Annotated in this window: 17 protein-coding genes; 1 reads left to right on the top strand and 16 read right to left on the bottom strand. The window is 43.5% G+C overall.

Annotated features, from left to right (window positions below; genetic code table 11):
- Positions 1-62: 62 nt before the first annotated feature.
- Positions 63-284, bottom strand: coding sequence for a hypothetical protein (locus tag R7P69_RS16870; RefSeq protein WP_014386733.1), 222 nt, complete (start codon positions 282-284; stop codon positions 63-65).
- Positions 285-449: 165 nt separating this feature from the next.
- The gene (locus R7P69_RS16865; protein ID WP_014386732.1) at positions 450-773 is read right to left on the bottom strand and encodes a hypothetical protein; all 324 of its coding nucleotides are present in this window, start codon (positions 771-773) and stop codon (positions 450-452) included.
- A gap of 296 nt (positions 774-1069) precedes the next feature.
- Between R7P69_RS16865 and R7P69_RS16860 the strand changes: the two genes are divergently transcribed.
- On the top strand, positions 1070-1744 hold the full coding sequence (locus R7P69_RS16860) for a DUF1845 domain-containing protein (RefSeq protein WP_014386731.1): 675 nt from the start codon (positions 1070-1072) through the stop codon (positions 1742-1744).
- Between the two features lie 100 nt (positions 1745-1844).
- On the opposite strand, the gene R7P69_RS16855 is transcribed toward R7P69_RS16860, so the two are convergent.
- The 14 genes from R7P69_RS16855 to R7P69_RS16790 all read right to left on the bottom strand — a co-directional run bounded on the left by R7P69_RS16855 (position 1845) and on the right by R7P69_RS16790 (position 21853).
- Positions 1845-3173 carry a hypothetical protein gene (locus R7P69_RS16855; protein WP_138221979.1) on the bottom strand — a complete coding sequence of 443 codons (1329 nt, stop codon included), beginning with the start codon at positions 3171-3173 and terminating at the stop codon, positions 1845-1847.
- Between the two features lie 227 nt (positions 3174-3400).
- A complete protein-coding gene (traN, locus tag R7P69_RS16850; protein ID WP_014386723.1) occupies positions 3401-6181 on the bottom strand; it encodes a conjugal transfer mating pair stabilization protein TraN in 2781 nt (926 codons plus the stop codon).
- A 195-nt stretch (positions 6182-6376) separates the two neighbouring features.
- Positions 6377-7375 carry a TraU family protein gene (locus R7P69_RS16845; protein ID WP_395238665.1) on the bottom strand — a complete coding sequence of 333 codons (999 nt, stop codon included), beginning with the start codon at positions 7373-7375 and terminating at the stop codon, positions 6377-6379.
- Positions 7376-7380: 5 nt separating this feature from the next.
- Positions 7381-8085: an EAL domain-containing protein gene (locus tag R7P69_RS16840; RefSeq protein ID WP_014386721.1), complete on the bottom strand. Its 705-nt coding sequence runs from the start codon at positions 8083-8085 to the stop codon at positions 7381-7383.
- Complete coding sequence (locus R7P69_RS16835; protein WP_014386720.1) at positions 8082-9350, bottom strand: TrbC family F-type conjugative pilus assembly protein; 1269 nt, start codon at positions 9348-9350, stop codon at positions 8082-8084. Before R7P69_RS16835 ends, R7P69_RS16840 begins: the two co-directional genes overlap by 4 nt.
- Complete coding sequence (locus R7P69_RS16830) at positions 9313-9828, bottom strand: S26 family signal peptidase (protein WP_069541826.1); 516 nt, start codon at positions 9826-9828, stop codon at positions 9313-9315. Before R7P69_RS16830 ends, R7P69_RS16835 begins: the two co-directional genes overlap by 38 nt.
- The gene (locus tag R7P69_RS16825) at positions 9825-10145 is read right to left on the bottom strand and encodes a hypothetical protein (RefSeq protein ID WP_041154752.1); all 321 of its coding nucleotides are present in this window, start codon (positions 10143-10145) and stop codon (positions 9825-9827) included. Before R7P69_RS16825 ends, R7P69_RS16830 begins: the two co-directional genes overlap by 4 nt.
- A gap of 17 nt (positions 10146-10162) precedes the next feature.
- Positions 10163-12613 carry a type IV secretion system protein TraC gene (gene traC, locus R7P69_RS16820; RefSeq protein WP_014386717.1) on the bottom strand — a complete coding sequence of 817 codons (2451 nt, stop codon included), beginning with the start codon at positions 12611-12613 and terminating at the stop codon, positions 10163-10165.
- The gene (locus R7P69_RS16815) at positions 12610-13314 is read right to left on the bottom strand and encodes a DsbC family protein (RefSeq protein ID WP_014386716.1); all 705 of its coding nucleotides are present in this window, start codon (positions 13312-13314) and stop codon (positions 12610-12612) included. The genes traC and R7P69_RS16815 overlap by 4 nt, the downstream gene beginning before the upstream one ends.
- 155 nt (positions 13315-13469) lie before the next feature.
- Positions 13470-18890: an Ig-like domain-containing protein gene (locus R7P69_RS16810; RefSeq protein ID WP_101905925.1), complete on the bottom strand. Its 5421-nt coding sequence runs from the start codon at positions 18888-18890 to the stop codon at positions 13470-13472.
- Positions 18891-19097: 207 nt separating this feature from the next.
- Positions 19098-19472 carry a TraA family conjugative transfer protein gene (gene traA, locus R7P69_RS16805; RefSeq protein ID WP_109320306.1) on the bottom strand — a complete coding sequence of 125 codons (375 nt, stop codon included), beginning with the start codon at positions 19470-19472 and terminating at the stop codon, positions 19098-19100.
- 94 nt (positions 19473-19566) lie between these two features.
- Positions 19567-19941, bottom strand: a complete 375-nt coding sequence (gene traA / locus R7P69_RS16800) for a TrbC/VirB2 family protein (protein ID WP_014386714.1) — start codon at positions 19939-19941, stop codon at positions 19567-19569.
- A gap of 14 nt (positions 19942-19955) precedes the next feature.
- On the bottom strand, positions 19956-20504 hold the full coding sequence (gene traV, locus R7P69_RS16795; protein WP_014386713.1) for a type IV conjugative transfer system lipoprotein TraV: 549 nt from the start codon (positions 20502-20504) through the stop codon (positions 19956-19958).
- Complete coding sequence (locus R7P69_RS16790) at positions 20504-21853, bottom strand: TraB/VirB10 family protein (protein WP_014386712.1); 1350 nt, start codon at positions 21851-21853, stop codon at positions 20504-20506. The genes traV and R7P69_RS16790 overlap by 1 nt, the downstream gene beginning before the upstream one ends.

Here is a 21853-nt window from a genome sequence, read left to right as displayed (position 1 = left end):
TTGTTCTGTCCTCAAAGTGTCATTCAGATCCTAACGAAAATTAAGCTCAAAATTGAGCCTATTTATCCACTGTCACTAAATGCTACCAGAATGATAGAACCAACAACGTAAGCTGCCATGAAAACTAATCCCATAACAACAGCAGCGACATTAGCTCCGAGCACAGCTGCGGGATGTACACCACCAGTCATAAGACCAATACCACCAGTAATAACAGCACCAGTACCTAAGCCCAGCACTACATTCAAGATGGCTTTCCAGAAAGTAAATGTAATTTTGTTCATGATTTGTCTCCTTTTTGAACGTTTTTAAACGACAGAGACAAACTCACCCCTACGGGGTAGTTGCCCCCGTCAGGGTTTTTATTTTTAGAGATGAAAGATGAGATGTACGTGTTGTACATCTCATCAGTCAAGTCTTTTGGTTGAGCTATACCCTTAAAGATCTACTTACCAAACCAGCGTTTTTCCTTTACGGATATACGTTGGAATTTCTAGATAAGCATATTCATCGACAGGTTTAGCCGGAGTCGGTTGTTCTTGAGCAGGCTCAGGAACAACAGCAGTCTGAACAGCTTTCGCTTTTTGTTCAGCTTTTTCTTTGATAACGGCCTGTACAGACCGCGCTTTGTTACTCGCTTTGTTCCAAAAGAACAAACCTAAGTTCTGGAACTGCAACGCAAGAAAAGTAAATGCTTTCGCAAATACCATTGCTCCTACGTACAATGCGCCAAGACTAGCTACGATAACAAAAACGAAAGTGATGATGTGCATGGTGTTACTCCTTATAAAACTAAGGGGAGCAACACCCTTGGTCGGGGTATTGTTCCCCCGATTGGGTTTTGAAATGCCATACGGCATATGATTAATGCTGATTGTTTGTGGAGACCAGCTATCTCACATAAAGCCGCAGAGCGACTAAAGAGTCTTTACTATAGCACTTCTCGTAAAATGTAATAAATCGTTCTATCTGCCCGTTCTGGGCACATTTGTAGCTAAGGATTCGTCAATAGACCTTTTATCCTGTATCTGCGTTTATCTGTATCTGTATTCAATTGAAGGAGAAAGAAATGACAGACTTAGCAGAAACCTCTTTGGAACAACAACCAACCAAAAAAGAGCGCAACAATGCGGACCTTTCTCGCCCTGTATTCAAACGAGTGCTGAAAGTGAACAGTCTGCAAGCTCAACGTGTAGTCGAACGCAGCTTTCAGCGCGTTTCCGATTCACTGTTTTCGATTGATGTTATTTTGCGAATCATTGGTGAACAAGATGAAATTGACCAAGTAGAAAGCATCATCCAGGAGCACATCGAGAAAGTATCCGTTGATCTTGATACCGCCACTAATCAGCTACAAAAGCTGATGGAAGACAACGGAATTGAAGGCGCTCCAGAATATACAAGCCCAAACCAGTACGATATCGAGATCAACTCACCACAAGTAGCTCAATTTGCTCACCTAGTGCGCAAGTTAGATAACTTGATGTTGTTAGTCGATACTCTATGGCTAAATAGTATCCTCACAAGCAAACAGCGCAAAGACGCCACTTATCAATGGCAACAACGCTTAATCAAACTTGCTGGCCGAATTATTGGTATTGAGAAGAGAGCTCGCATCTCAGCGCACTCCAAAGGCAAGAAAGATGAAGTTGAAGCAGCTGCTCCAACTCAAGAAACTACTGATGAAGAAATTGCATCCGAAGCCGACAATGCTGAATCTGGGGAAGATGAAAAGGCAGCTTAACGCTTTATGTCGGTTATCTATTGAGAGCCCTTCTACAACAGAAGGGCTTTTTTGTGTTTCTCACTTTCACATGTGAAAGTCAAAAATGTCATCATTAACTTTAACTATTCGCTATTAGCCACGAGTCATCTGGAATGTGACCATTGCGTACTGCGATTTTATAAAAATCGGTAATCGTTGTTACTCCACGTTGCAAGGCATACTCAAGATAGTCACCCGATTGTCTACTTGGAACATATTTGCTCATTTGTTCTGGAGTTTTAATGTAGTGACTCAGCTTGTAATCGACCCAGCCAGTCTCTGCGTTCGGCGTCAATGTCACTGTAACTACCGTGGACATACCTTTTAATCGGAAAGCATAACCTGATTGAATGGGCTCATAGTGTTCTATCGCTTCATTTTCAAACACACCATCAATTGTCCAGCCTCGCTGGTTGTTGCTACCCTTTTCTCCCGAAATCATCTTTAAAATTTCCGATGAGTATTTCAATGTACTGTTGAAGCCATTACCACGACTATCAATTCGTGACGATTCATCATTCATCAATCGTTTGTTAGGGTTTAACAATGCGTACAACAGATTTTTATCTTCTTCACTGTTCAGATCTCCGTACAACTTTTCAAGTGTGTATTCAGGATGACTCTGCGTGTGGAAAGTAATAAATCTATGATCTTTCAATCTCTCAGAGATATGAGTACGGCCAACGAGATTGAATTGCAATAACCAGTCACGGAAAACACACCAGTCATTTAGCACGTCAGCAGGGATCGTTTCCGCTCCCCAAACATCTAGTGAAGCTCTAATTTTCCAATTACTACTAGATGTATCACCTTTGGGCTTGAGATAAATCAATTCTACATCGCGGCGATTAGGATCTACCTTAAATGCTTTTAGGGCAGAATGTTCCATAAGTACTGCGTATACATTGAATGGTGATTCTGAAAAATCGAGCTTTAGAACAGGCACATAATTTTTTCGCGTTGCCGCAGCGTTTATTTCATCTCGTATTTTCTCGAATGACCCAGAAAAATACTTACTCCCTTCATCAAGCATCATAGGCAATTTTGCTTCTGGGTGAGTATTAGACAAAACCACTTCGGCGTCATTCATTTCTAAACTTGCCCTTTCAATAATTTGAGGAGGTATATCTGGCATCTTTGACGAGAATGTTTGACTGATCGCAGTTCGAATGCTCTCGTGAAGAAAGCACCTTAAAGGTTCGCCTTGGTCGGCCTGCTTTCGAAACTGAGTCGATTGAAGTAAATCTGCGTGTCCTTTATAGCCTAAAGACTGAGCCAGCCAGTCATTACGTTTGAATGCGCTCAGAACTTTGGTTTTGGACTCTTTTGCTATAAGAGATGCAAATGACTTGGCGATATTTTTGAATGCATCCGTTTGAGACGGATAAATTGGGTATGGAGTATCCATAAGTTAATCCCTTCACTTGGCTTAAAATTTTTGCTACGTCCACCTCGCGCAAACACAGCCATTAGTTTCAGGTTAACTGGTTTGCGGTATCACGTTTTGGCACTGGTGGATGCCGAGGGAAACGCTCAAACCTCATGGATTTAATCTAACAGGTTCAGCGAATATTTCAAACAAGAAAAAAGGCGCTCAAAATGGGAGCGCCTTTAATGTGTATACAACTGGTCTTTTTAATAACCTGGAGCACCTGTATCTGGAAGGATGGAGTCTCCCGCATCTTTTCTTGTTTTATCGAGATCAGACCCCTTCAATCTCTCCTCAGCTCGCTCTTGAGCATTAAGTCGAGTTCCATCAACATTAAACGCACTACCAGATCCAGTAAGGCGGTCTAAAGTCATACCAGCAGGATCGTCAAAGTGACCATTAACTCTCAGCAAAGCTAACCATTCATCCAGATTTACCTGTGTCCAGTCAATCTCAGATAAACGATCCAGTGGAATACCATCGCACTGAGGAGCTTTTGCAGGGCCGAAGTTCATTCCTAACTGAGGTCTTACTTGCTCCTGAATAATTCGTGATAGTGGAGAGCTAAAACAGCAGTATGCTTCGCGTTTTTCGATACATGCTCCCAGCACTTTTGATTTGCAATATGAACCAACCTTAGTGCAGCTATTCAATGCTCTTTTTGCATTCAATTCAAACTCTTCTTCTTCACACTTCCAAACTATTTGAATGATCATCATAGCCACAACATAAGCGGTATACGCGGCCATAATACCACTTAGTACACTCGCTGCCTGTTGTCCTACCATTTGCTCCATCATACCTTCCGATGCGCCAGCTGGTACACCAGCGCTTCCTGATGCAGATGCATTCCCTAGAGCTTTACTGGTTATTTTGGTGATTTCATCTTTGAGAGCCTGAATTGCCTCTTTTGCCAAGTCAGTGATTGGTTTAGTAAAGTTGTCAATCGCACCTGTAATGTTCTCAATATATGAAGTGAACGGCTTGGTGATTTCGGTCCAACCACTAATGGCTGGATCACGGATGGCTTGATAAGCACCTTTAATTGCACTGCCGTTATCCAGTGACATAATGGCACCATCCAGTTTAGGAACTGACATCATAAGAGTCAGATAGTCTCCCATAGATAGGCCGCTTGGTTTCTCACAACAATCCTGAGCCCCCCCAACAGCTTTTTTACATTCACCTGGATCGCCACCAAAAGCCTTACAAATAACGTTTTCTGTACCTGTTGGGTTATCGTTACCATCAGTACCAGTACACGCCATATCTTGTGTCATAAACTGAGCAGCATTCAGCAGTGCGGCAGCTCTGGCAAAGTCGGTACTTTGTGTCTTATTAACGTCTAAGCACTCGTCACCCATGCATTTTATTGGCCCACCACATGTAAAGTTTGTTTCTTTGTCTAAAGTAGGTACATCAACATCCGTCCCGCAATCAAAGGTATCTTCTTGCACATAACATGTTCCTGAACTTCCCTGAGCACCTTCCACACACTTAGAACTAACAAAACCGCACTGCGGGTTATCTTCCAGAACCTTACATGAATCAAGGTTGCCACCTTGATTATTTGGGCACTGTATTTCTCCTTGTGGGTCAGTCCAACACTCCATTTGCCCCTTGTAGAAGTCATAGTCAGCTTTTACTCTGACTTTTGTGCATAACTTAGGTATCCCAGGCAAAGGAGGCTCACTCAACATGTCCTCGCAAACTTTAAATCCATTTTTTACTACACAACCAGACGCATTTACATCAGATGGTTGCTCAATACAAGAGAATTGACCAGAAGCAAAACCATCTCGGATACCTACAGCTGCATCGAGACAACTCTGCGGGGTCCATGTGTCTTTGAATACTGCTTTTGAACGATCGTACTTAATTTTTATCCGACCAAAACCTTCACCATTACCAGCAACAGAAACTCTGATTTTAAAACTAACCACATCGCCTGGTTTTGTGTTTTTAAAGTGAGACGTCACATCAGTGTTGGGGTTAGTTTGCCAACTTGTACTTAGCTCACATGCACCGGGAGTTTCTGGGGGGAAGTTACTATTCGGACCTTGCCATACTTTGTTTTCACTGCCAGGAGGACCTACTAATACTTGCATATAGTCATCCCACTTAGCATATTCTAGTGTCGCTGAAATGATTGCATCAGGATTATCAACTCTAACCTGTGTTGCCTGCTCATAGATTGTACACCAGCCTGACCAGTAGTTATCGCCAACTTTACCGATCCAAAGTTCAATACAATCATCCCCACACGGCTTAATGTTAAATGGGCCATCATGGTATTTTATGATTTCAGCGTCATACTCATGCAACACTTCACAATCGGCACTTTTATCCGTTACCCTTTCACAAGTTCTATAATCTGGTATATGCGTTGCAATTGTATTGTTGTTAATGATTGTTTCAGCAGAACAATCACCAAAACCTTCTGATATCACATCAATGTCTTCATAGGTTTTCTTACTAAGGTTCATCAAGGGGTCATTGCTGAAATCAGGCTTTGATTGGTTTGTTGCATCCAAGAGAACTTTGTAGGCTGCTCCTGATATGGTGGGGCTCCCACTATTAGCATCACTCCATAGAGAGCTTTTTGCATTACCACCAATAGAATCCATACCATTGTTGTCATTATAGACACCTTCTAGTTCACCTAAGTTCGGGTTTCCATCTGGGAAGTAATAACTTGAAGGGTCACTATTGGAGCTGCTTGTACCCGGAAATAAATCATTTACATTTATAGTTCCACCACCATTTTGAAATTGACCATTTTCAAGTGTTGGAAAACTAATATTTCCGTTGTTAACTCCTCCTGGAGCGGACTTGAACGAAGACACTAAATCATTTGCTAAAACTTGCGCTTCTCGTCCTGCCTCACTAGCGCTATTGCCGTTAGCATAGGCATGTATCGGCAAGAAAGGGGTTGTCACTATTAGCAGAGAAGCGACAGCCCTCATCAACCTTGTATAATTTCTCATTACTTTATTCCTGTAACCCGTTCTTATTACCCCTCAACATATATCGCCATGATAGTCGCCCGACCGAGTTTCTTTAGACTGTGGAACTGTCCATTTTGGACAACACTGGGGTCGTTTACCTACGCTGCTCATGTCCTCCATATAAAGAAAAAGCCCCAAAACGGGGCTAGTTATTAGTGATTTCTTTGTTGAGCTTTAGTTATTACAACAATCATTCCAGCGCCATATCGTGTAAATAGGATCTTGACCTATTGCTGGAATTGTTTTCCCTATCCCCCACGTTAACGTTGACTCTCCGATAACATGTGAAGAATTTGTTTCTGCGACTGGATGCAATAAGGTAAATTTGTATTGTGTTTTGGGTAATGTTGGGCTTATGACACCATTACACATTGCATCAGAACCCATCGTCTTCCATGACAAACCTCGACGATGCAAAGCTGTTAGAACACGGGTTGCAAGTAGACTACTGTCTTTGATCACCCCTTTTCCACCATTTTGGTTTCCACTTAAAGGGTAAATTGACCCCCAACTACCTGCACACCAAAACAACTGCTTGAGAGGCTTACCAATACTCGCAGCCGCAGCGTCAGCTGTACATGCTGCCGCTGCTATAGGATTAGCGACAGCAGCAGCTTCGGGATTAGTAAAAAATGCAAGTTCATCAGAGTTCCAAGTAGGGTCTAACTCGGACAGGTACATAATATCTAAATCAGAGTAACCATCAGCATTGCAGGTCTTCTTCACGAACAGTTCCAACATTGTCATAAGAGGAAAGGCGTAAAAGTGATAATGCATAAATGAGCCATCACCACCGTCCATCGTTCCTTCTCCATGATGACCTTGGAACGTTCTGTCAAAGGGGAATCTAGTTCCATTAAGCACAGAAGAGCACCCTGGAACTCGTTGAAATTCAACCAAACGAGCAGGTTCCCACATTGACGTAGTTACACCTGGTCGTGGTATCCCATTGTTATCTTGGCAAGCACACAAAGGGCTCCCAACTGCATCAGACGGATAAGAACCACCACCTCCGCTCATTGTTGCCCCTGCCACTCGAATCGGAAATATGCATGACCAACAGATATCAGTAAAAAGTTTAGGGCCAATGACTTCTGCATTCTGGCATCCTGGATCAGCTTTAGCAGTCCCCGCCAAGGCAAATAGGGCCACTAATAAAATTGAATTCAATATTTTATTCACGACATAACTCCAACTCTAACTGGCTCAGATACTTGTGCTTGTTTTATTAATGAGTTCACTTCAAGGTCGAACGTGACGGGTTTGCCATGCAAAAAACCTTGCTGCCACTCTAATCCAAGAAGTTTTGCCACTTCTGATTGAGCTACACTTTCAACTCGTTCTGCAATCGGTGTTATGTTGTTAAGACGACAATACTGAACCGCCGCGTTACCTGCCAAACCCTTCAATTGTCCTATTTCAACTTTGCAAAATTGCCAAGAGTAAGATGTTAGGCGACTAACTGATGAGTGATCTTCTCCAAAGTCATCCATAGCTAAAGCAACATTGAACTGACTAAGTAAGGACCATGCGTTATCCAACTGTTCTGGTGTTACCTTTTCCGTGATTTCTATAACTACTTGGAATGGGGCTTTATCTGTAAGCTCTTTCAACAATTTGAACCACTTCATTCGCATGTCTGAAAAGCTCAATGTCTGTGGCGATACGTTAATAAAAATACTGGGGTAAAGCCTTTCGATAACAGGGACAAGGGGAATCAGAGATTTCATTATCTCTAAATCCACCATACCCCAATTAATCGGTGTTTTGTGGTCTGCTGGACCATAGACTTGACCTTGATGGTGCCATCTAGAAAGTACTTCTGCTCCAACAGTATTGCTACCATTTGAGGTAATCGTCTGAAATGCAGGGATCAGGTTCATTCCACAGCCTCCTTAACATCAAATTCCCTTACCAAAAAGTTATTCCCTTGAGCTGTAATTACTGTTGGCGTGTACTCGACTTGGAAGCGATTAACTACATCCGGCGTAAGCAGATAAACAGGAGCGTCAACTGTGTCCGTAACATGTTTATATGAATCCCAACCACTATCGCGCTCAAACTGAGTAGCAATATATGTGACTCTTTGAACCCCACGTTCTTGCTGCACTTTAGGGACAAGTTCAGTCAACAGTTCCATTTGCTTTTTATCTAAAGGGTCGAAAATGATAACGGCCTGAGTAAACTGACGAGTTCCCGGCTTACACTCTTCGCCGTGAGCGCAAAGTGGATTTATAACCTCACCTTTACGAGCAAACACAACTCCCTCAGCGGTACTTATGTCCTTCGATAGGTATATGCTTGGGTCAAGCAATCGCTCTCTATATCGTGGTGCCCGTGGTCTTTCGTTGAACTGCTGGTTATGCCAAAACCGCTTTACTGCCTGATCTTTCTTTTCTTCCCAGTCAATACCCGCTAGTTGAGCTTTAGCTCTCTCGATAAAGTCTTGCTCCGCAATTTCAACTGCTGGACCTCGAACTCCGAAGTCGCCAGACTCACCAGCATCCACCTCTTTTCTTATCCACTCCAGCGTCGATAAACCTGTAACTTTTGCGAGTTCTTTGGGATCGTGTCCAGGCTTAGTTTCTTCTTCAAGCACGACTATTGTTGGTACTGACGTGACATTATGTTTTTGGAACAAAACAGAGTTGATAACGACATTAGGCACTGGGTCCATTTGCTCTGCTAATTTTTGAACAGCTTTGATGCCATCACCAATGCTCATACCATCCGGAATTCCACGGAAAACCACTACCACATCATCTTCACCTGATGCCGTATCAAGGACGTCTTTCAGCCCTTCTTTTCCCAATGAGTAAGATGCAAAAATAAGAGTGGAGTGCCCTGTGTAGACACTTTTTTCGGCCTGTCTTTCTGCCATTGCTTTCAGCGTGGGGTCAGATTCTTGTAATTGCTGAAAAAACTGACGTGCTTCTACCTGAGATTGATCTAGATTTTTATTCTTCGCCCAATCAGGAAGCTCTTCCATTTGGCGAGCCTTCTCTGCCAACTCTCTTCCTTGCTCGATGATAGCCATATCCTCGCTAGTTAGAGGACTGTTACTAGCAAAAACAGAACTTGAAATGAGGGCCGCAACTAATACAGACAATTTAGAAAAGCGGATATGCGCGGCCAATGATTTGCTCATCTTTTACAGCTCCCCAATAGCGTGAATCAAAACTCGATATACTTTCCCCGAGAAACCAATAATGTTTCTCTGGAAGAACACCTTTCCCAAAGAAATGACTAGCAGGAACATTCAACTTATTAGCCAGTTGTAACCCTACTTGTTTAACCTCTCCGTTCACTACAACTTCCCAGTTTTTATTGACTTCAACAGTATCGCCTGGCATCCCGGAAAGGACTTTTAACATCCTTGTTCCATCATCATAAAGTGGCTCCATACCCTTTGCTGAAAAGGCGTAAATAGCATCTCTATGGAGTTCTTTATCTTTTAGGTCGATAAGGTAGACAGAATGATTAGGTAAACATCGCTCTAATTGAGGGTCATAACCGATTCGGTAACGTCCCGCAAAGGACGTCCCAGCAACCCAAAGAAGAGCAAGTACAATTGCAGCCTTTAAAGCAAATCGCTTCCAAGATTCTTTTCTAACAATGAGCTTCATTCCAGTATTACCTCCGAAGGTAAATAAATATCCTCAGGGGCACCTAAAGTAGCGGCACCATCAATAATCAAGTACCCCGCTTCTTTGAGTTTGAAGATTGCGTTGTTTGTTTTAAGCATCAATTGTTCGATCTCAGCCTCATCAGCTCCGGATGGGTATGAGCTCGCAATTTTCGTGAAATCCACAACAACTACTGGAGGCGTTAACGCTAATCGGTCATGAAGTGCTGCGGTTTCTTTGACCATGAAGTAATAAGAACCACCAAATCCACCAGCTGCACCTAACAACGCCGCAATTAAAATTGATTTAAAGTTCATCATCCTTTCCTTTTTAGTTATGCGGCCATGCCACGTTGATGCATTACTTGACGTATTGCGTCAGTGATATTTAAGCCCTGATCTACATACTTATTGATATCTCGGATGTCATCCGGGTCTGTTGAATAAAGTAGTTTTTGGAAATCACCTACAACCAAACGGCCAACACCAATGCCAGCTTTTGATTTAATGAAGATTTCTGAATAAGCACCTAGAATGGTGTGAACAGTTTTTAGGGTATGGAAACCACCTTCGGAAAGAGACAGACGGCCACTTCGTTTTACGGATTCTACTGACTCTTCTGTCTGACCAAGTAGGTACATGGAAGCTGAGTTCTCAGCAATAGCGCGACCCACAGGGTTTTCATACAGGTCGTTGATCGACTGAGTACAAATACCAATACTTCCACCGTACTTCCTTGCCTTACGGTATTGGTGTTCCATAAATGTACTAACTTCACCCTCTTTAAGCAGATCCCATGCTTCATCAATGATGACGACTTTTTTACGGTTACGTTCACCGAGGAACATTTCCTGCTGAATCTGGTAAATCATTTGCAGCAAAACAACCTGACGTAAATGCTTGCGGCCTTGTAGCTCATCAAGCTCCAGGACTGTAAAACGGTTTTGGAAGTTAACGTTATTCGAACCAGAGAAGTAGCTACCGTAACTACCCTTTGATGTGAATGCATATAGCTGTTGACCGATGTCTTTAATTCGTTGCTCATCAGACTCACAACACTTATCAGCGATGTGGTCTACAGTCATATCACGGCCAATAACTTCCCAGAGCTCGTTCATAATTTGCTTTAAACCTGCGAGTTGGTATTCATCCAACAAGCCTTTCTCGGATGCCATAGCTTTGACGATAGAGACAACACCATCCTCTTCTTCTTTCCAGTTCGTGATCAGTTCAAATGGGTTCAAACAAATGTTGGAGCCTTCGGCGAAATGCACAAAGTCCCCTTTCAGCAGTTCACACAGGTCTTTGTATGACTTACCTGCGTCTATAACCCAAACTTGAGCCCCCTCAGACAAGTAACTGAATATCAATTCGTTGGTAAGGAAACTTTTACCCGATCCAGATTCCGCTGCGACCACTAAGTTTTTGTTCGTGTCGCTATCATGCAAAGACAAGCTCATTAGCTGTCCGTTACGAGAAATCAATGCAGAGTGGAAAGTGCCAGTCCCTTTCCACTCGCCAAATACCGGTAATAGAACTGATGCCTGTTCAGTGGTCATGGTTTTATAACGAAACAGATCTTTTACGGCTTTTCGGTCGGTACAGAATGGCAAGCAATTGATAAACATTGGTAACGAGATAAATTTGTCTTCCATCATCTCGAAGCGGTTCTCGCGCCAGATGTTACGCGCCGCTGTTGCTGCTGCTTGAGCGCGTTCAGCTGTAGGAGCAAAAAGCACCAATGAGTAACTTACACGGACAGGTTTTGAGCCTTCTTTTAATGACTCATACAAAACATCAAAGTCATGCTTTTTGTCAGCAAGTACTGGAACAAATTTCAGCATAGGCCCGTATGCTTGGTTTACTGTAAACTGACGTTTTCTTTCAAGTGCATTCTTGGTGTTTTCAACCTCTGGGAAAAACAGGTTTGTCACGACCATGTAGTTTTCACGAATAGCTGAGTTGCCCCCACTGAGATCCCCAACAAAGGTGATTGCATCACCGAAATAGAAAGAGTCGGGCATTTTCTTCGCAGACATAACCTTAACGTGATAATCGCCTAAACGTAGACCGCTCTTATCAACTTCCAAATCTGTGCCGTAATCAAAAATTTGCTCACAAATGGGCTTGTCTGTTTCCCAATCGCAACCATCTGTTCGCCATGATGCCTCAGGCCCCCAATTGAGCATGGTATTCATTGTTCTGATGTAACCGACAGCAGTTAAGGGGACAGGGTGAACACCAATCGTTCTTAGTGAAGACTCAACTTTAGTCCGTAGGTTTGCCAGAGAGTCTAGTTCTTCCTGAGACGGTTCATTGGCATGTTTGATGGGCACTTTTACGGTGACGAACAGTTTTAGGTCGTGGATTAGACCAAGATCAAATGTTCCTTTCTTACATTTGGCAACCATTCTCTCGGTCGTATGTTTTTGAAGAAACTCCATTCGCTGCTCGATTGAAGAGGTCAACAGATCATCTCTGTAACCATCACGTAACCCCATCATTCGATACATTTCATGGTTTAAGTCAGGAGATCGAAACAAGATAAACTGCATGGTGGTTTTGGCCGGGTACTCCTGGTTCATAAAACCATTAACACGCTCTTGAATCTTTTCGTCAGCCCCGCATAGAGGATGGCAGTAGAAACCAAAGCCAATGCTTTTATCATCCATCAAGAAGGTGTAATCATCTTCTGAGTACGCAAGCACGGGGACAATCCCAGCAGCTCTTAAATGCTCTGGGATAAGCTTTTCTTGGAGCTTTTTTCTTATCGTAATAATGTTCATTTATCGCTCTCCAGCCATGTTTTCAGGTCCATATTCTGTGGTCGGCCAGCGTTGACTCGCCCATCAGGTGCAATCAAATAAGGAACACCTCGAATATTTAGTAACTGTGCGGTAAGCAGAGTGAGATCATGACGTTTACTGCTGCATGATGTTGGGTAGGAACCAAGCTTTCTTTGGCTAAGCGCTTCAAACGCTTTATCTTGGTCAGTTATGCAAGACAGAGCGCGAGCTAAACGGTTTGACTTATCACCAAGAATAGGTATCACGACAAACTTAAACGTGTATTCATCTTTAAGAGCTTTCGCCTCTTCCATTAGCTGGTGGCAGGCACCACACTGAGGGTCAACAAAGACCACTACTTCTTTTGGGCCAGTCCCAAGCTTTGCCACATTCATCGCATCTATATCGACATTCATGTCACGTAGCCTAAATCGGTCAGCGACATCGCGCATTTCTGTCAACGTACTGAGAGGCTTCTTTTGCCAGAGATCGTAGATTTGTCCTGAAATAACAAAGCGTCCATTCTCTGACAAAAACACGATTTGACCGTCACTTTCTACTGCATTGATGCCATAAATTGGCAACTCAACCATTCCAGTAATCTTTGCCTCTGCTTTCTGCACATCAGCAGCAGTAAAATCTTTCGCTGTTGCTACAGTACTAAGCAGCATGAGCACTGGTGCTATTGCTTGTTTCAACATACCTATCCTTTAACCGTCAGTTACTTTTTCATCAGTTGGCAGTTTATTCGGGATATGGATACAAGCCTGCATCTGTAGTTGCCCTGTTTGGTCAATTAGAGCGGAGAGACAAAAAAGCCCGGCGAGTGCCGGGCTTGGTTTAGATAGTCATACTTTTATTGAAGGGTCACAGGATCACTGCGACCACCAGCATCATCTATACCAGTCAAAGTAACTTCTGGCATTGCATCATAGCTGCGTTTGCTGATCGTCAATCTTCGTGATGAAGAGGCAACAGGTTCACCATTAAGCGTCCATTCAAATCCTTTTACACGACCATCGACATCATCACATGAGGCATACACAAGCCATGCGAATGTACTTTCTCTGTGGTCGATAGAACAAACCGGAGCTTGGTTTTCGATAACTTTTATCTTCAACTCTTTCTCCACTTCTTTGCCCATTTCAGACTTAATACGGAAGTTAATTGTGTGTTCTCCCGCGTCAAGCGTCATTCTTCCATAACGACCAGTGTCTTCAAGAGACTTCCCATTAACGGTGTACTGCATCACATTAATTCGGTCTCTTGGGTGTCCACCTTCAATATATGGACGAACCAAAACATCCAGAGGTTCACGATCTAGCTTATTTGAACCTGAGTATTCTAGTTCTACCTTATAGTTTTCAGCTTGACCTACCGTTATCGCTAACTGAGCTTCTGCTTCGTTACCACGAGCATCGCGCACAATGACCTTCACAAGGTGCTCGCCCGGCTCTGTGATTTCAAAAGAGCGAGACGTGTCTCGTTGATCTTTAAGCTTTGCACCTTCCGGTAAGATCCATTCGTAGGTAGGCTCTTCAAGCTTGCCTCGGAATCCAACAGGACGAACAGAAGCGCTAACAATAGCTGGTGCTACATCTGCATTTGCTCTGTAGCTGAGTGCAAACTCAGGCCAGACATATTGCCATACGCGAGCTTTGTATACCGTTTCCGATGTAGAAGACTCCTTGTAACCGTCGATCCATGCTGTGTATTTGATTTCAACACGAGCTTGATCCAAGTCTGCTTGATTTGGAACGTACTCAGCAGTGTTGCCTTCAATAATGGTTCCATCAGGAAGCGTGAAGAAACCCTTAACTTCGGCATCCAAATCTCGATAAGGCAGTCGAGTATCTGCGGTTAGTTTGTAAGTAAAGTCTTTCTCTACTAAACGAGGTCCATCAATACGAATACGCGGAGCTTTAACAGCTTTAAACTCTACGGTTTTCTTGGCCTGGCTATACGCATACGCATCATCTTCTGGAGCCATCGTCGAACGTACACGAGCAATTAGCTTAACTCGTTGTGGTTCTTCTCTGGTTAGCGTGATACGTGGAGCCGCAGTAGTGTAAGTCTTACCACCATCTTCTGACCACTCAATCACAGCTTTACTTGCATCAAATGCGTTCTCGCCATCCATAATGGTCGCTGAGTATTCAGAAGAACTACCCACCAAGAGCGTATCAGGACCAGGAACATCAACTTCAAGCGCTTCATACGAAACAATTTCTACATTTTCAGTGTACTTTTCTAAGCCCGAGTTTACGTTTACAACTTTAGCTCGAACTAGATATTTACCAACACCGAAACTCTCTACGAAACTGTACTTTCTACGCTCTTCTGTAGCATGTTCATTCCATGTCTGACCATCGTCATTACTCACTTCCCAGAAGACATCTCCAACTGAACGATAATCAAGCCGATCGACAATACCTAACTTAAAAGCGGCATTGAAAGGAGCTGCACCTGATAAACGACGAGTTGTAACCTCACCATCAATTTTGTTACCACGAAGAACCGTAGCAAAAATTGGGCTTGGAGATGCCTCGATACGTTCATATCCTTCAACTGGGCTAACAAGCTTCGCTTCTGCGGTAAATCGAATGTAGCTAGAGTCTACTTTCGACATTTCAACTGCTATTTCAGCTGAACCGTTTTCTGCATCCACCCATTCTGACATTGGTTCAATCTCTCCTGGAGAGATCTGACGAGACAGACGAACCTTCCACTGCCCCATAGTTGCTTCATCATATTCGTCGTTCCCACGGTACAAATCGCGTATATCGACTTTTACGTTCAGCGTTTGGATATCGAGAACAGTATTACCATCCATTGACAGCATTGGACGAATACCTTTGCTTGGCATTGCAATCAGTCGATATTCTTTAGTGCTCTTAATTTCAGGTACTTTTTCATATGAAGAGTCAACTTGGTAAGTTACTTCTTCCCACAGTTTGCGGTCATCTGTTCGAATACGACGATTCACCTTCATCGCTGTACCCATACCGGATGAATGCACTTCTGACTCAAGTGTTTCATTGTTCCTAGATATAGAAACCCTCAAGTCTGATGGCTTCGCATTCACTTGGACATCACCGAAATAATCACCAGTCATAGGAACGATGTAGATGTTGTCCTTGAAGTGATAATCGGTCATCAGATCAACTTGAGGAACCGCTGGGTCAACAACCTCGATGTTAAAGGTCTCATCCGCTAACGCTACACGAGCTCCACTACGAGAGAAAATGCTAACGCGCCAACTTAAAGGAACCGTTGCTTTTTCTGCCAATGAACCAATTAGTGTTGGTGTGTCGTATCGAGTATCTTGTAGCAGCCCTTCTGGAACTTCTTTCCACTCAAATAAGCAGCTTCTGTGCGCCGCTTCGGATACACGTCCACTCTCATCTTGCTTGGCTTTTTCAGCATCCATCGTCAGGATACAGCTTGGACCTGAGGTTTGTCGTAACTGAACATTTAAGTTCTGGATAACACGGTCTACTTGAGCAATATCTGACTCTGGTAAGTAAGTTACTGAACCCAAAGCAGAGACCACATTTAGCTTTCTGTTACCGCCGCCGATTTTTACCTTATCTTCGCCGTTAAACAGATATACACCATAAGTGACATCCTGTTCACCGATCTGCAATGCTTGACCAGATATACCAGCAACTCGATTACTGTTTACCACTTCGGCTTCATCTGGAATCTGCTCCCACTCAACAAAACATACAGGGTCTTTGATAGGATCTGATGATTGAGCTTCTTGCAGGTTCGTCGAATAGCGACATGGTACACCTGAGTCGGCAGAGACTTGGACATTGAAGTTGTCGATGACTTGTCGAACTTCCCAGGTATTGGCCGTTAAGCTTTCACTCGCTTTCCATGTTTTGATATTGGCTACCAAAACTGGTGAGTTAGGCGCTGTAGTCATAACCAAAAGGCTTGCTGTGCCAGCATCTGCACCATCAACAGCTCGAACTGGAATACTTAATCGTCCTCCAGTAGAAGCAAAGCTATGATTTTTCATAATGTCAGCAGTTTGGCCTGGTTCAACTCGAATACCGTTTACCACCAAAGGAATTTGAGCATCACTTCGCAATGTCACCATTACGTCGTATGAGCCAGTTACGACCGAACCATCACTTAACGTTAGAGGTTCAGTTTCGATGATGTTCTTACCGTCTGCATAGGTAAACTCATACGGAACTGCCGGAATAGCCATATTGCCGTTAAATCCGCCTGAAAGCGTAATTTCACGAGGTTTATAGTTAAACACTACGGCTTTTGTCGCTTCGTTACTCTGGTTATCTACAGCCTTTACGGTAAGAGTATAACTCTCACCTTCTGCCAGCGAAGGGAACATCACAGGGTATTCCAAACGGAATCGACCATTTGACTCTTCACGCCATGACAATTGAACAGATTCATCCGCCGGACCGCCGACTAAAGCAATCGACGTTACCTTCGGTGTACTGTCTAAGTTATCAGAAAGATTGATAACAACGTCATCCAAAGACTGGACATCATCAGTAACATTGACAGATAACGTTGGTGGCGTGTTATCGACTAAGATTTGCTCACCATAACTTTGCGTAGCACTGTTCCCATAGGTATCTATCGCTTCGGCAGACAGGGAATAGTTACCATCGGTCAGACTAGCAAAATCAAACGTCGCAATTTTAGTTTTATAGTCAGGTGAAGTGTACGATGAACGCGGCAGCTCGATCCGTTCTTCACCATTATCAGCATATGCTTTAAACACATTAGTGTCCCAATGACTTATCTGCCAGTTATTGACTCTATCATTATCAATAACCCGTACTGTCATTTGGCCTAATGTTTTATCAACAGAGACATTATCTATTGTTGGTGGATTCATATCCCAAAATGTGTACAGATACCCACCATGCACTGAAAATGATCCATCTTCTTTTGCTACATAATACTGAATTGGGCTGTATCCTCGCCCTGATGTCCTACTTACATTGACCTCAGCCTCACAAAACGTTTCATTTGCAGGGATCACACAAGCTCCAAAACCACTAAGCCAAGCTTTCTGGTTATATGGCCTTGCTTCTGAATGTATACGGACCTTATCCACCACGTAAGGGTGAGAGTAGCGTGGTCTTTCACTTGAGACCCACCCACCATCACTTAGATGATATTCAAGCTTTATTGGTTTAGGACCAAGAGAAGCCCCACCAGCTAGATTAAAATTAAAATCTGCGTAACGATGTGTTGAGTAACCACCAGCTTGGGTGAAGAAATGGAAATATGAGTATTTTTGAGGGTAGTTTAAACTTACATTTCGGTAAATAAATTCATTATCTTCCGAATCATAGGTTGTATCTCCCCATCCATATTTTGTTCCATTAAATGCAGTATGTTCCTGCTTTCTTCGTTTGTAACGAATTTGAACAGGGTTTTCATAAACATTCATACCCGATGTGTAGGGTTTCCAAATGCCTTCGGAACTATCGAATACTTCCGTCCAGACCTGGGGAACAACCTTATCAATCGTTGAAACTCTACTGATTTCTGTCTGGTTTCCTGCTTCGTCACTGATTGAAAAACCAAGAGTATACTCTGCTTGATTTTCAGGAGCCATCGAGCTACTGACTGCACTGCCGACAGGTAAAGATGCCACTCCCTGAACTGTATCCAAGGATGCGTTCGTTTCTCGTTTTTGCCCAGAAGAGTCGATGGTAAAGAATTTTGCTGACGATATACCGCTATCATCATCAATCCCTTCCAATCTCAACTCTTTACCCGCATAACCGTGGTTAAAGACATCAATACTACCCATACTAAAACCACTTCTGACCCACTGAATCTCCCCAGAAATAACAGGAGGTGTGATATCTACAATAATTGGGTATGTATCTGTTTGAACAGAATCTCCAACAGACGTAAGAATTTCTGCCTTAAATGAGTACTCGCCCTCCCCCGGAGCGGCTAGTTCTAACTCCGCACCATAATAGGACTTTCCATTAACTGTAATACGGTCTGCGCCTCCAAGCAGGTGACTCGTAGCCGAATTCACCACTGAACCGTCTGGCCTTACGATAGAGATTTTAACCTTACGGTCGATCCCTGCACTCAACGCGAACTTTATGTTCCCTGTTGGGTTGGCGTAAACGGTGCTTGGAGATAATGTGCGTTCTGCACCATCAGGTGTATTAAAGCTGTATTCTAACAATTCCGCTTGAGCTAATGGTGCAGCAATTGCGGCCATCGCACCAAGCAAGACTGGTAGCCTTAGCTTGAACTTATTCATAATGTTTTCTCCAATAGCTATTGAATAGGGTTACAAGAACCCAATACAGGAGGTTACTGGAGTAATCGGCTATACACAGACTGTGTAACTGCCCAATTTGAGCGTTTTTAAAGCGTTTTTCTGGGAGGGAAATCACTTGGCATTTTCTGACGACTGAAACCAAAAATGCCAAGTATAAAAGGAGGGGTTAAAGTGAGTATTGAGACCTTATAGCCCTAAGCCGTTACTGAACTGAATAGCTGCTGGAGCAATTTTTTCAGCTGACTCTAATGTAGCTGTCATAATCGCTTCTACAACCGTAGGGCTGTTGTATAGACCAACACCACCGCCGATACCCATTGCGAATGCCATGATACTTTGACGAGCGATACCACCAACGATACCTACCAAAATCATTGAACCAGCAATGATGCGACCCAGTGTACCTTGAGTCCAGTCGGTGATGGTGGTCCAAATGTCATCGAACTCTGTACCACCAGTACCAGCGTGAGCTTGGTTCGCAAACATAAGTCCAACGATCATTACTAAACCGACGTAGAAAAGAAGATTGGCTTTATTGTTAGCCTTATTTGTGATTTCCATGATTTTTTTCCTGATTTTCAATCTTAAAAAAGGCAGTTGAGATATTCAACTGCCCGTTATATCAAGTACTTACAAAGTACTGTTACGTATGAAATCACATACCTAATCCGTTGCTTAGTTGAATTGCAACTGGGGCAACTTTGTCAGCAGTTTCAAGAGTTGCTGTCATGATAGATTCAACAACGGTAGGGCTGTTGTACAAGCCGACACCGCCGCCGATACCCATCGCAAATGCCATCAAGCTTTGACGAGCGATGCCACCAACGATGCCTACCAAGATCATTGCACCTGCGATGATTCGGCCAAGCGTACCTTGAGTCCAGTCAGTAATGGTGGTCCAGATATCATCAAATTCTGTACCGCCTGTACCAGCGTGGGCTTGATTGGCAAACATAAAACTGATCACCAGAGCCAACGCCACCCAGAACAAAAGGTTGACTTTATTGTTTGATGTGGATGTGACGTTCATTTTGCTAAGTTCTCCTATTTAGTTTCTGAATTAGCTTTGGGTTTTATCGTTTGCAAGGGTTTGAGCATAGGTACATCTTGTTGAGTCCCTTCCCCAATTACCCACTTGCGCGGTTCTATTTCGGTGTAAACGTACCCAGTCACAATCAAGTCACCATTGGTATCCTCCCAAGGGGCTACCCATATGCGCATGACCTGTGCTGGAGTACGAATAGGCACCGGACGATTCGGGAGGCGCGGTGTGACGTAATTGTCTATCACTGAATCTCCCGTCGATGATGAGTTGGCTATCTCTCCTGGAACAGAAACAGGCTCTTCTCCAGGCTTTACTGAGCGTGGGATATTGCCATCGTTTGTCGCCGCATAGACATCTCGCGCTGACATACACTGAACACCATCAGGAATACCTGAACAGCTATACTCATCACTGCCGATTGAGGTACAGCCTGATAGCAATAAAGCGCTGCCCAAAATCATCGACACTGTAGATTTTATGGGCTTAACCATTGGAAAGCCCCCTGTGAAACTGCCCTTTCTGGTCAGCTTTTGTGTTTTTTTCGTCATTATTTTGTCCCCTGCGATTTAAGTTTTAGTTGCTGCCCCTTGGTGATAATTACGTCAATTTGACGACCTGCATCGACCTCTATTACAGGGAACATTCCCTCAGCCATATCAAGATAAAACTGAGCAACCTTCTCCATCGCACTTGATGCGCCTTTTGATATACCACTCTGCATAGTGTTTTCATTGAACACGTGTTGATATACAGGTGTGTCTGTTGGATTAGTGTTGATAACTGGAACTGGGTTTGTATCAAGCGCTTGAGCAAAGCCACTCAAGAAACCAGCCGTCAAAGATTTGGCTATCATTGCACCTTGTTTAGATACTAAGCGGCCACGTACACCAGCTTTACCATCTTCACCCACTGCATATCCGTCCAAGCGAGACTCAATTACGCCGCCGTCTTCACGAACACAGGAAATAACCTCGCCTCGTAGATATGCCCTTTCTGAGCTCAGATCGCCGTAACCGGATACAATCAAGAAACACTCACGAACATCGGCTCTGAATCGGTTAGGTAAAATAGCTTCCTTCTGGAGTCGAATTGTTGCTGGGAAAGGGTCTTTTCTTGCTCCCTTTGCGGTAGGAGCATCCATACCAGTGATCGTTACACCAGTAAGAATTGAACCCGCAGGTAAGTAGATAGAGTTGTCTTGGTCCTCCTGCTCTTCCGCCGCTTTCTCTTCTGCTTCGTTGTATTCTGTGTAGTTAACAATTCGAATGCCCGGTTGAGCGGTAGGTTTACCTGATCTATCCGATTCCTTACCCGTTGGTTTGCTGTGAGAGTTAGCTGGTAGTGGAGCTTTCTTAAAGAACTCATTAGGGTCCTTGTAATCAAGCTTTTCGGTAGAGGTGTATCCACCAGCTTGTTGAGCGCCCTGTTCCTCTGTCAAACCAGTTTCAGCGCCACCAGCTGTAGGCTTCCCTGAACGTTTTTCAGCGTCTTTCTGAGCTTTTTCTAAATCTCGCGCTAAGTTTCTATTTTCTTGAGAAAGCTCCTTAACATCGCGTTTCAGCTGTTCGAGTTCCTTACCTATATCAACTGATGCACCAGCCTTCGACTTAGTGTTCTCCAGTTCACGTTTTACTTTGTCCAGTTCACGTCGCAGTTGTTCTTGTTCAGCTTTCGTTGTTTTAAGATTGCCAACCAATGCATCCATACCCGCTTCACGAGTGCCCTTGTCAGTTAATACGTGACGGATGGTTTCTTTACGACTTTTATTGCTGGAGTCACTTGTACCTTCATCAGAAAAAAGACTCACAGCCACAAACAGAACGAAAACACCACCTGCAACAGCAACCCAACGCTTTTTGTTTGGATCGAGCTCGTTCCACCAATTCATATTAATCAT

Origin of the sequence: Vibrio sp. 661 (assembly GCF_033339315.1) — a bacterium.
Lineage (GTDB): Bacteria > Pseudomonadota > Gammaproteobacteria > Enterobacterales > Vibrionaceae > Vibrio > Vibrio alginolyticus.
This window is presented reverse-complemented; position numbering and strand designations above follow the sequence as displayed.